We start from the raw sequence: 12,464 nt of genomic DNA on the forward strand, positions 1-12,464 counted from the left end.
ACGGCTATCAATATCAAGATAGTTTCAATCCCTAATAGGGATTTTGAGAAATTGCAATAAGTTTGCTCTGATGCCATGCGATCGCTCCTTTGAGTTTCAATCCCTAATAGGGATTTTGAGAAATTGCAATCTTTCCTTGTCATCCTGTTCCCACTTACTATCCTGTTTCAATCCCTAATAGGGATTTTGAGAAATTGCAATTTTGTCCCCCAAGGCGGTATAGGACTTGAATAAGGTTTCAATCCCTAATAGGGATTTTGAGAAATTGCAATCCCTAGTGGATGGTCAGGGTGTCCTATTCAGCAGAATAAGTTTCAATCCCTAATAGGGATTTTGAGAAATTGCAATAAGGAGCGATCGCGTCTGATTTGATGAAGTTCCAGTGTTTCAATCCCTAATAGGGATTTTGAGAAATTGCAATAGGCTTGGTAAAACTCAGGGGCACAAAGGTAGCCTTGGGTTTCAATCCCTAATAGGGATTTTGAGAAATTGCAATCTTATATGGTGAGGCTTCAGGGCTAGTTCCCTTCATAAAATCCGTTTCAATCCCTAATAGGGATTTTGAGAAATTGCAATATCTTCTTAGCCCACAGCTAGGGCAAATCAAGAATATGTTTCAATCCCTAATAGGGATTTTGAGAAATTGCAATGAGAACGCCGCCCATCTGGGCTGTAAAGAGTGTTTCAATCCCTAATAGGGATTTTGAGAAATTGCAATTCGTAGTGGTCGATCGCTGGATGCCTTCTAGTAAGTTTCAATCCCTAATAGGGATTTTGAGAAATTGCAATCAATTACATCCATCTTTACCTGAGCCTAAGAATTTGTTTCAATCCCTAATAGGGATTTTGAGAAATTGCAATATTGGTTTTTTGTAAAAAGCACGTCAACTAGTGATTGTTTCAATCCCTAATAGGGATTTTGAGAAATTGCAATGTCCGCAGGTCTTCAGATAATCGAACAATTGGTTTGTCCTTGTTTCAATCCCTAATAGGGATTTTGAGAAATTGCAATCATCCAAGCGCGTTCTGCTTCGTTGAGTTGTTCAAAGCCAGGTTTCAATCCCTAATAGGGATTTTGAGAAATTGCAATTTGGATAATTGCACCGCGAAGCATTTAAGCACTGGGTTTCAATCCCTAATAGGGATTTTGAGAAATTGCAATTCCGCGTTTCATTCGCTTGTTAGCGATCGCAGCTAAGTTTCAATCCCTAATAGGGATTTTGAGAAATTGCAATAAGGTCAACATCAGCAAGAGTCAGCATACCGCTAAAAGTTTCAATCCCTAATAGGGATTTTGAGAAATTGCAATTATTTATTTCAAAGAAAAGATGCGGGTATTGATGTAAGTTTCAATCCCTAATAGGGATTTTGAGAAATTGCAATCCTGCGTATTGGCTTCGCTACACTTCTGGTAGTGAGGTTTCAATCCCTAATAGGGATTTTGAGAAATTGCAATACGCGATCGCGGTTCGAGCATTTCCCCGTTATGTTCAGTTTCAATCCCTAATAGGGATTTTGAGAAATTGCAATCACTGATGTGCCAAAGGTAGATAGGCCCAAGAGATGTTTCAATCCCTAATAGGGATTTTGAGAAATTGCAATCATTTCAAACTCAGAAAACTGAAGCTTTGCCATGTTTCAATCCCTAATAGGGATTTTGAGAAATTGCAATTTGAATGTCACTTTGTACAATCAAGTCTGTCACGTCTGTTTCAATCCCTAATAGGGATTTTGAGAAATTGCAATTTGACCCCTCCCCCCACTGTGTGGTATGGTTGAATGTTTCAATCCCTAATAGGGATTTTGAGAAATTGCAATTTGTCAGTTCAAGCTGCTGTTCGTCAGGCTACTGTGTTTCAATCCCTAATAGGGATTTTGAGAAATTGCAATAACTCGAAAGCCCCGCGAGGAAGCTTATCAGTTGTTTCAATCCCTAATAGGGATTTTGAGAAATTGCAATCTTATAGCGATCCGTTTCACCTTCACTACCGACACGTTTCAATCCCTAATAGGGATTTTGAGAAATTGCAATGATGATTTTTGCTGCTGTCCCCGTCATTTACCTGTTTCAATCCCTAATAGGGATTTTGAGAAATTGCAATATTACATTTTGTTTTTGTGCTGAGGCAATTCTTGTTTCAATCCCTAATAGGGATTTTGAGAAATTGCAATCGGAGACTAAAGTTAGACTGAGCGTCTAAAACACCTGTTTCAATCCCTAATAGGGATTTTGAGAAATTGCAATCTTTACATCTTCACCTTGTCGTTCACTGCGATGTGTTTCAATCCCTAATAGGGATTTTGAGAAATTGCAATATTAACGACCATCCAAGTAGCAACAATAGCTATAAAGTTTCAATCCCTAATAGGGATTTTGAGAAATTGCAATCCCCGGTGCAGAGGGGAGTGAGCTAGTTGCTATCAAAGTTTCAATCCCTAATAGGGATTTTGAGAAATTGCAATTTTAATCCGCCCTGACAAAACCCTATACCCTCAAGTTTCAATCCCTAATAGGGATTTTGAGAAATTGCAATCACCCAGGGGATTTCCTTCCTGCGATCGTGGAATTTTGTTTCAATCCCTAATAGGGATTTTGAGAAATTGCAATAGAATCCTCGGAGTATTCCGTCTGGGGACGTATTGGTTTCAATCCCTAATAGGGATTTTGAGAAATTGCAATTTAATAGAGCTAATCAAAAGGGTGCAGGGCGATCGCCCTCGTTTCAATCCCTAATAGGGATTTTGAGAAATTGCAATTTTTTTAATAGTATCACCAGCATCATTGTCATACTCGTTTCAATCCCTAATAGGGATTTTGAGAAATTGCAATAAATTTAGCTTGCAGGCGATCGCTGTGAGCTAAGGAGTTTCAATCCCTAATAGGGATTTTGAGAAATTGCAATTCTCCTCCTCAATATCTTTAAGTTTTAGTTTCTTGTTTCAATCCCTAATAGGGATTTTGAGAAATTGCAATAAGGGTTACACCCCAGGACTGCCCCAATTTATCCAAGTTTCAATCCCTAATAGGGATTTTGAGAAATTGCAATCTGCCCTTCCCAATGACTGGATTGGGAAAAAGATGGATGTTTCAATCCCTAATAGGGATTTTGAGAAATTGCAATCGGGCATCAACTGTCATTCTGACCGATCGCCCATCAGTTTCAATCCCTAATAGGGATTTTGAGAAATTGCAATACCGTTCAACTGCCTCTGCCACGCCCCCTCGTTAGGTTTCAATCCCTAATAGGGATTTTGAGAAATTGCAATTTATTTGCAAGTGTGTGCTTTACCGCAGCTGCATACGTTTCAATCCCTAATAGGGATTTTGAGAAATTGCAATCTTAGTGTATCCTCCCACCTCAACATATTCACCATGCATCTGTTTCAATCCCTAATAGGGATTTTGAGAAATTGCAATCACTTGCGATCGCTTGCTACTTTCCCGCCAAGCGTTTCAATCCCTAATAGGGATTTTGAGAAATTGCAATGCGAAAAAAGATTCTACTACGGGGAAGTTTCCTAGGTTTCAATCCCTAATAGGGATTTTGAGAAATTGCAATGTAATTGCAACCGAAGATTGCACTTTATGACTAAGTTTCAATCCCTAATAGGGATTTTGAGAAATTGCAATTTTACATGTCAAGACTTGCTAAAGATAAAGAGTTAAAGGTTTCAATCCCTAATAGGGATTTTGAGAAATTGCAATATTGCGGCATTGAGGCATTCCAAAATGATTATTCATGTTTCAATCCCTAATAGGGATTTTGAGAAATTGCAATTATAAAGTATGGAGTGCTGGCGAGTATTCCGAAAGTTTCAATCCCTAATAGGGATTTTGAGAAATTGCAATGTTGGCGGCCAGCAGGGTCATCGACATCCTAAAAGAGTTTCAATCCCTAATAGGGATTTTGAGAAATTGCAATTATCTAAAGCAGTTTTAGGGTTCATAGCGACATTAGTTTCAATCCCTAATAGGGATTTTGAGAAATTGCAATTAATATTGAAGGCTATTTTGATATCCTCACCAGAGTTTCAATCCCTAATAGGGATTTTGAGAAATTGCAATCACAGGCTTCTGCTATTTTCATGATTCTGATTGCGTTTCAATCCCTAATAGGGATTTTGAGAAATTGCAATTCTATCAATTGTATGAATAGCGATCGCCATATCCGTTTCAATCCCTAATAGGGATTTTGAGAAATTGCAATAGCGGGAGCCTGAAACCCAAGCTGTATTTAGTTTTCAAGGTGCGGTTGCGCGATTCAAGGGCAATCATAGCATTAGAGAATTTGTTTGGAAAGAGTGCCAAAAAATTTAAAGGCTGAAATCGTCTTTTGGTAAGCATTTCAGAGATTGCGCGGATTAGGATTAGGCGGCTAATTGGTTGAAAACCTTACTGTATCTGGAATAGAAGTACTTTTTTGGGACTGTAGAATTTGTACACCTACCCTTCCGCGCATTTGAGATAGGGGAACCTAGCCAAAAGGTAACTCAGTAGAGAAAATTGTTTAGTCCCGTGGCTTATTCTTTGCCAATACAGGCAGCTTTTCTCTGACAAAAGCCATATAGAAGAAACATTTGGACAGCAAACGAATCTAAAATATTACGGTAAACTAATTCATAAATTGTAATATTTGTTGTTGTACTACTGTACTGATAACCAACAATAAAGTTTCCGCCAATTTAGGGTAGAGATGATGAAAGAAATAACACGCCGCAAATTTATCGCAACAAGCACCTTGGCGACGGGTTTTGCCTTGGCAGTGCAACCCATTTCTGCTCAAGTCACCGCTACCGATGCTAAGGGGTTGGTAGCTGGTGCAGTGAAAATTCCCGTCAAAGATGGCGAAATTCCTGCGTACAGAGCAGCACCCGCCACTGGTGAAAATTTCCCAATTGTCTTGGTAATTCAAGAAATCTTTGGCGTACACGAGCATATTCAAGATGTTACTCGTCGTTTTGCTCAGTTGGGATACTTGGCGATCGCACCGGAATTATTTATCCGTCAAGGCGATGTCACTAAGTTAAGCAGTATAGACGAAATTCGCCCAATTGTTGCCAAAGTACCAGATGCCCAAGTGTTATCCGATCTCGATGCCACGGTAAAATGGGCTGTGAAATCAGCTAAAGGCAATGCCAATAAATTGGCGATTACAGGTTTCTGCTGGGGTGGCCGCATTACCTGGTTGTATGCGGCACACAATCCCAAGGTAAAGGCAGGTGTAGCATGGTATGGGCGACTCGTGGGCGATGCTACCGAACTTCAGCCCAAGTATCCAATTGATATTGCATCGGCGTTGACAGTCCCCATTCTCGGACTCTACGGTGGCAAAGATACGGGTATTCCCCTTGATACAGTAGAACAGATGCGCGATCACTTAAAGTCTAGTAGCAGCAAATCTGAGATCATCGTCTACCCCGATGCACCCCACGCTTTTTTTGCCGATTATCGCCCCTCCTACCGTGAGAAAGATGCTAAGGACGGTTGGAAACGTCTTTTGGCGTGGTTTAAGCAAAATGGTGTTTAACGGTATCGGTTTACGAACTGTGACTTTGAAAAAAGTTCCAAATTGTTTCACTGGCGTTCAGCCCCAGGTTTGCGTTGAATTTGTTTAGATTTTTGTCAGTTGAGGAACCACCAGGCCAGAAATGTCCACCGTTTATTACCGCTAGCTGCCAGACTTCTGAGTTGCCACTACAACCTGTGTAGATAGCGGTTTTCACTTTATCTTCAGCAAAGTCAGGAGATTTATTTGATGAAGTACATTGATCGTGCGATCGCCAAAAATCTACCATGTCTGAGATAGAAAGCAACGCTCCTCGTTGAGTACGATCGTCACCTTCATAAAGTACATCGCGATCGTTTGTACCGTTAATCGTTAACATCGATATGGAAGTTCGAGGCTGGCAATTAGATTTGAGTCTAACAGGGAGCGAACCAGCTACTGATGCAAAACCAGAAATTTTATCAGGTAACTTACAAGCCAGTGCTTGGGTAAGTATGGCACCTCTAGAAAAACCGGTGGCATAAATTTTATGGCTATCAATATTGATTTGCTGCTGAAGATGATTAATCAAAGCATTGACAAACGAAACATCATCCACCCTTCCTTGAGCGTTACCTCTAAGGCTCCATTTTTGGTCAATTCCATCTGGATAAACAACAATAAATCCTTTTTTATCTGCTAATTCATTGAAGCGAGTCACATTACTGATAGACCGACCATTACCATCATCTCCATGAAACACTAAAACTAACGGCATTGGGCGGTCTGGATTATAAGATTTTGGAGTGTACAAATAGTAAGTACGTAACTTTCCTTGATCGTATAGTTCTCCATAATTATCGCCACTCAAGATTTTTGCTTTAGTTATATTTTTTTCTTCAGCCTGAATGGAATCGCAGGCTGTCAATAAAGTAACTCCAAGTAGAACTATTACAACTTTTTTTAAAATCCGATAATTTTGATAGATATTCATGTGAATTAAATTGAGTTATGTGAGATATTTTTATTTTGTAAATCTTATTTAGTTTAGTAAAAGCTTTTACCTAATAGAGGATTTGCTGTATTGTTGTTAGTTTAAAATACTAAAAAATTATACATAGTGGAATAAAGTCATAATTTAAGCATGACTTTATTCACATTTAGGAAATCTGCTGTGTCTAAGGGCAATTAAACAATTCTTAACTACTAATGACATCCCAAATATAGAAAAGCCTCCCGACAATGAGAGGCTTAAATGTGAGCGGAGACAACTTGTTAAACTACGGCCTTGCAGCCAGCGCTCCTCCTAATGCAGAGAAAACGGCGGAGACGGATGCTGTGGCAAACAGCCACCACGCTGCTGTTGCTGCGGCTTTGCGGGTTTCTTCAGCTTGTCGCTGTGCTTGATGCTTCACCTGTTCTAGGCGGCGTTGGGCTTCTTGCTGTATGCGTTCTGCACGTTGCAATACTGTGTTGCGGGCCCGTTCAATTTGGTCGATGATCCGGTTGGCATCTTCCTCAGAGATGTCCTCACGAGAACTCATAATTGCTACTAAGGTCTCACGATCAAAAGAAGATAAGCGATCGCGCAGGGCATCAAATCCTGCTTGAGGATCGTCAAAAAATGTGCGGACATCGCGCTTGATACTATCGTAATTTAGTTCCGGGCGATCCAGGGAGTTAAGATAGTTGCGGATGCGGGCAAAAATCCCATCAATTGCATCTTGAATGCCTCGTTGGATATTCCGCACTTGTTCTACAAATTGATCCCTGACGGAGACAATGTTATCGGCAATCCGTGCTGCTTCTTCATCAGACATATCTTCCCGAATCTTCAGCAGGGCGATGATTGTAGAACGGTCAAAATGGGAAAGGCGATCGCTAAAACTTTCTACCCCCACTCGTGGATCGTGCAAGAGTAGTTGTAAGTCGCGTTTGATACCTTCAGGATTGAGTTCTTCTTTACCAGTTTGGCGCAGATACTCTTCCAGATAAGCTTTAAATGTTTCTGCTCTTTGCTGTGTGCGGGTAGCTAAACGACGAGGCGCACGTATAAAGTTACGAATCGAAGTTTGGGTGGAATCAATGATTTCATTGACTTGTTGTTCGCTCAAATCTTGACGTTGACTGAGCAACTTCACGAGTGTATCTCGGTCTAACTGCGACAATCGACGGCGCAGTGCGCTGGCCCCCTCTTTGGGATTTTCAAACAATTTGGTCAAATCTCGCTGAATACCTTCAGGATTGAGTTCTTGTTTACCAGTATTCCGCAGATAATCTGCGATCGTGGTCGTAACAGAGTCGTATTGCTCTTTGGCTTTATCCACTACAGCTTGGGGTGTGTGGCGAATGTTATGCCATGACTCTTCAGCCGCATTGATGATTTGATTAACTTGATCTTCACTCAAATCTTGGCGCTGACTCAATAATTGCACCAAGGTATCGCGGTCAAAGCGAGACAACCGCGCCCGAATTGAACTAATTCCAGCTTGGGGATCTTCTAATAGCTTTTTAAACTCCGCACGGATGGCATCAGGATTCAGTTCTGATTTCCCGGTGTTACGCAGATATGATTCTACATTCAACCACAGAGTTTCTGCTTGATATTGTGCTTGTTCAGCTAATCCTTTGGATTCTATCAAGACGCGATCGCGTTGTTTTTCCAATTCATCCAGAATGCTGTCTACTTCATATAGCTGGATATCATTCCGTTCTAGCAATATCTCCCGGATTTCTTGACGTTCAATGTGCGCCAGTCGTAATGTCAGGGTTTCATAATCTGCATCTGGGTCTTGCAACAGTGGTTTAAAATTCCGCTCAATGCCTTCAGGTGTCAAATCTGTTTTCGGGGTAACAAGCAGATAACTTTCTACTGCGCGTTGCAAGTCTTGGACTATTTCTCTTTCTTCGATACCTGTAACTGTCACCAGCACATCTTTGCGGACAACTTCTAGCCGATCTGCAATGCGCTGAATTTGGCTTTGGGTAAGTAGTCCTCGTTGTTGGAGAATTTTCACGAAATCGTTACGGGATAGTCGTTCTAGTTCTCTACGGACTATTCCAGGATCGGCTGCTGGGTCGTAAATGACATCACGAAATTCTTGGGCAATTCTTTCTGGGCTTAGTTGCCAAGCATAAGTGTTGTACAGATAATTTTCGACATCAGACCGAATTGGGCTATAGGGTTGTGATGGTGTTGGCAAACCTAGCTTATCTGCTTGTTGAGTGACTTTTTCTTTGGCTGTGGTAAGGCTACCCAAGATTTTTTCCACATCCAAATCAGGCAAATCTGCCCGTCCTAACACAGTGGCGGTTAAGGCGGATAGTGCTTGCTGGATTGAACTTTGAATTGGCCCAGGGGCTGCCTTTTGATCGGATTCTTTGGAACCACGTGTTTCTGCAACTAACCGATCCAGCTTGGCGTTGAGTTCATCTGTCTTACTTTGTCCTGCTGGAACTGATTTTAGATAGTCCATTAACTCACCCAGACGGTCTTCGTTGGGTGATTGTTGACTCACTACTTGTTGCCAAACCTTATATAAAGTATCAGCAATGCGGGTAACGTCTTTTTTGGAAAGGTCGGTGCGGCTGCTGACTAAATCGATAAATTTTTGGCGGTCAATGTTGCGAATATCTGGAGTCCCGGCGATCGCTTTTAATTGGGGATCGTTGAGTAAATTTTCAAAATCACTCCGAATTTTCGACACATCCAACTCTGGTGGACGCAGCTTATCTAAATAATCTTCTATGTTTTCCCGAATACTTCCAGGGTCGATGCCGCTTCCTAGTTCTCGACGAACGGCGGCGGCGGCGGCTTCAGCTGTTGCGACAACTTGATTATTGACAGCTTTCGCGCCTAGTGCGGCTGTAGCTGTACCCATAATCGCCTGGAACCCGGAAGTAGCCGTATTTACGACTGAGCCAATTAAGGAACCGACAGTAGTGGAACTTACCCAAACGAGGAGTAAAAAGTAAGCACCCCAAATTACCAAACCGAGGATTGCTCCCAATCCTGGATCTAAGATTACAAGGCTCAATTTAACTGCCAGGAAACAGGCAATTAATAGAGCGATCGTTACAGTGACTAACGTCCAAATCCCTACTGCTGTGCCGATTTTGCGAATGCTACCGCCCAAACTTCCGACTTCCCCAGAATCTGAATCCGAGTCAGATGAGTGCCCCAGATAGGAAATACCGGCTGCAAGGGAGAGATTAGTTAGAACTAATTGGAAAGCAAAGGCTAAGATCACGCCGGAGATTAAAGCCACAAAAAAGCGCGGCCCGGAAGTCAGAACCGATGCCTGTGCTGGCGTGACGTTTGAGGGATCTACTGGAACCTGTGCTAACCACAATAGTGGTTTGTAGAGTCCCAGCATGATTTCCGTACTTTGGAACATTGTATTTCCTTCTACTAAGTTTAAATTTGGGGAATTAAGATTTTCTTGAGAAGCAACTCTTAGTATTTTTGTCTGTACCTATGGCAATACCTAACTGTTTAGTTCAGAATCGTAGAATTTAGCTGTTGAAAGCATCTCTCCAAAGGCTGAAAACTATATACAGCAAAAGATATAAATTTTATTATCTAACGGTAAAACTAGTTAAAAATTGGGTTAATTATTGGCCGCCACACTCTTAATTTTAACTGCTTAATCAAAATGATTTATTTTGCCAAAGCTATAGTTTGATTACTAGAACTTTACATTTATTTATAATTATTTTTTTATCACCCTCTCAGGGTGGATTTGTCTGCACTAATATGTTGTTGAGTATCGTCCAGAAGAAGTGCCTGTAGTTTGTGCCTACAGGCAGAAAGCAATCTAGTTATAAATAGCTACATTAAAGTTAACAAATGAATTGTTGATGACAACAAGATGGCAACTCATTATTCCAGAGATTTGCCAATAGTTGCAAAAGAATAATTTGCTTTGGAATTTAGTCAGTTATAGTGTCCAGCGCGATGTTTTACATCTGATTGGCTGCTAGAAATTAAACATCTAAAAAGCTAAGAAATTTTGGAGAAACAAATGGCAACTCAAGAAACTCGGTCTTCTACTGATTTACCACCTGTTGCACCAGAATACAACGGTGTAGATCGCAACGCTTTTCTGTTTGGCTGGACTCCTCAAGCCGAAATTTGGAATGGTCGTTTGGCAGCAATTGGTTTTCTCGCCTATTTGCTTTGGGATTTAGCCGGTTATAGCGTTTTACGCGACGTACTGCACTTAGTTGGCTACTAAAGATTGAACCTTTGAAAACTTACTGGATATTGGAGAAAAAAATGGAAACTCGATCTTCTACTGATTTACCACCTGTTGCTAAAGCTTACAATGGTGTAGACCGCAATGCTTTTTTGTTTGGTTGGACTCCCCAAGCTGAAATCTGGAACGGTCGTTTGGCAGCAATTGGTTTTCTCGGCTATTTGCTTTGGGATTTAGCTGGTTATAGTGTCTTACGCGATGTATTGCACATAATTAGCTATTAGTAGCTACAGCTATATAAGACTTCTGCAAATAATAATCTAAACCCTAGTTTTCAAGTAGGGGCAATTCATGAATTGCCCCTATCTTTATCTAAAGCAGAAAGCGAAACAACATATACAAAGCCGAAGCTAACAGTTGCAACAGCATCACTGGAATGCCGTAGTGAAGGAAAGTTTTAAAGGAGATGCGCCGTCCATGCTGCTCAGAAATACCGGCAGCGACGATATTAGATGATGCCCCTACTAATGTGCCATTACCTCCCAAAGTTGCACCAAACATCATGGCATAAAAAAGTGGTAATACTTCTGGGGGAAACTGCCCTTGAAAATCTTGTGCTAGAACTTCTGCGGGTGCTAATCCCACAGTTACAATATATTGTTTGAGTAAGGGAACCATCCCCACCACTAAAGGAATATTGGGGACTACGCTCGATAATATACCTACAAAAAATAATAAAACTAGGGAACCCAGGATAATATTTTTTCCTAAAATTGCTGCTAATATTCCTGATAAACCATTAATTACACCTGTTTTTTCTAGCCCTCCAATTAACACAAAAATACTCATAAAAAATATTAATGTACTCCAGTCTACATCCCGCAAAATATTGTTAACTGAATCAATTTTGCTATGGTGAGATAACAGCAAAGCTAAAGCTGATCCTAACAAAGCTGCGGCAGCAGGCGAAACCGGAACTGGTAGAGTTTCTCCAACGACAAAAAATAGCAGGACGAAAAATACTATAACTGCACCAAAGCTTAAAGCTCGTGGATGATTGATTTGTGGATGTGGCAGTTCTTCTAAATTATCTAACTGGGTATTCCAAATTTTACGAAATAAAAATGGTAGTGTTGCAATTACGATAGCAACGGCAATTACCCCTCCTAAACTCAATTCCAATAAATAATCTGTAAAGCTGATATTCACAGCATCACCAACAATAAAGGTGGCTGGATCTCCAACTAAAGTTAGGAGTCCGGCACTATTAGCAACAAATACCATTAAAATTAACAAGGGAACAAAATTTATCCCCACTTCCTTTGCCATTGGTGGAATTAAAGGCGCTAACAACATTACTGTTGTGGCATTTGGTAAAACTGCACAGATGGGTGTCACAATAGCCACAATACCGAGTAATAGACGCTTGCCTTGTCCCTTAGCGAGGAGTAATATTTGAGTTGCTAAATAATCAAATATCTTGGTAGGTTCAAAAGCTCGTACTAGCACCATAACTCCAAAGAATAAACCGAGTGTTCCATGACTGTTGCCGATGTAACCAACAGCTTCTTCTAAAGTCATGACGTTGGTAAAAACTAATAACAATGCTCCTAATAATGCCGCAATCGTAAGATGTATCCATTCTGTCATCACTAAGATAATGACACTTGTAAATGTAATTACACTAAGGATTGCTTGCCAGTTGTCCACATCTTACTCCTGAAGTTTTATTTGTTGCAAATTAGCGAAAAAAGCCACCTAGTTTTAGGTGACTTATCTA

General features: G+C 40.7%; 6 protein-coding genes and 1 CRISPR repeat array (1 of these 7 only partly in view). Of the genes, 3 read left to right on the forward strand and 3 right to left on the reverse strand.

Annotated elements, in window-relative coordinates:
• Positions 1 to 4,208: a CRISPR direct-repeat array (repeat unit 37 nt; unit sequence GTTTCAATCCCTAATAGGGATTTTGAGAAATTGCAAT) (it extends 50 nt beyond the left edge of the window).
• 489 nt (positions 4,209 to 4,697) lie between these two features.
• Positions 4,698 to 5,528 carry a dienelactone hydrolase family protein gene (locus NPUN_RS06725; RefSeq protein ID WP_041565238.1) on the forward strand — a complete coding sequence of 277 codons (831 nt, stop codon included), beginning with the start codon at positions 4,698 to 4,700 and terminating at the stop codon, positions 5,526 to 5,528.
• A gap of 10 nt (positions 5,529 to 5,538) precedes the next feature.
• Here NPUN_RS06725 and NPUN_RS06730 read toward each other — a convergent pair whose 3' ends face one another.
• Complete coding sequence (locus NPUN_RS06730) at positions 5,539 to 6,480, reverse strand: extracellular catalytic domain type 1 short-chain-length polyhydroxyalkanoate depolymerase (protein WP_012408057.1); 942 nt, start codon at positions 6,478 to 6,480, stop codon at positions 5,539 to 5,541.
• A 286-nt stretch (positions 6,481 to 6,766) separates the two neighbouring features.
• Positions 6,767 to 9,883 carry a hypothetical protein gene (locus tag NPUN_RS06735; protein ID WP_012408058.1) on the reverse strand — a complete coding sequence of 1,039 codons (3,117 nt, stop codon included), beginning with the start codon at positions 9,881 to 9,883 and terminating at the stop codon, positions 6,767 to 6,769.
• Positions 9,884 to 10,510: 627 nt separating this feature from the next.
• Here NPUN_RS06735 and NPUN_RS06740 point away from each other — a divergent pair.
• Both NPUN_RS06740 and NPUN_RS06745 read left to right on the forward strand, forming a co-directional pair.
• A complete protein-coding gene (locus NPUN_RS06740) occupies positions 10,511 to 10,723 on the forward strand; it encodes a high light inducible protein (RefSeq protein WP_012408059.1) in 213 nt (70 codons plus the stop codon).
• Between the two features lie 41 nt (positions 10,724 to 10,764).
• On the forward strand, positions 10,765 to 10,968 hold the full coding sequence (locus NPUN_RS06745) for a chlorophyll a-b binding domain-containing protein (protein ID WP_012408060.1): 204 nt from the start codon (positions 10,765 to 10,767) through the stop codon (positions 10,966 to 10,968).
• Between the two features lie 88 nt (positions 10,969 to 11,056).
• On the opposite strand, the gene NPUN_RS06750 is transcribed toward NPUN_RS06745, so the two are convergent.
• Positions 11,057 to 12,394 (reverse strand): SLC13 family permease, encoded by a 1,338-nt coding sequence (locus NPUN_RS06750; RefSeq protein ID WP_012408061.1) that lies wholly within the window; start codon positions 12,392 to 12,394, stop codon positions 11,057 to 11,059.
• Positions 12,395 to 12,464: the final 70 nt, after the last annotated feature.

Origin of the sequence: Nostoc punctiforme PCC 73102, assembly GCF_000020025.1 — a bacterium.
Taxonomy (GTDB): Bacteria; Cyanobacteriota; Cyanobacteriia; order Cyanobacteriales; family Nostocaceae; genus Nostoc; species Nostoc punctiforme.

Excerpts from the sequence above, each read along its gene's own strand:
- NPUN_RS06725 (WP_041565238.1), top strand. The coding sequence starts at position 4,698 with ATGAAAGAAATAACACGCCGCAAATTTATCGCAACAAGCACCTTGGCG.
- NPUN_RS06730 (WP_012408057.1), bottom strand. The coding sequence starts at position 6,480 with ATGAATATCTATCAAAATTATCGGATTTTAAAAAAAGTTGTAATAGTT.
- NPUN_RS06735 (WP_012408058.1), bottom strand. The coding sequence starts at position 9,883 with ATGTTCCAAAGTACGGAAATCATGCTGGGACTCTACAAACCACTATTG.
- NPUN_RS06740 (WP_012408059.1), top strand. The coding sequence starts at position 10,511 with ATGGCAACTCAAGAAACTCGGTCTTCTACTGATTTACCACCTGTTGCA.
- NPUN_RS06745 (WP_012408060.1), top strand. The coding sequence starts at position 10,765 with ATGGAAACTCGATCTTCTACTGATTTACCACCTGTTGCTAAAGCTTAC.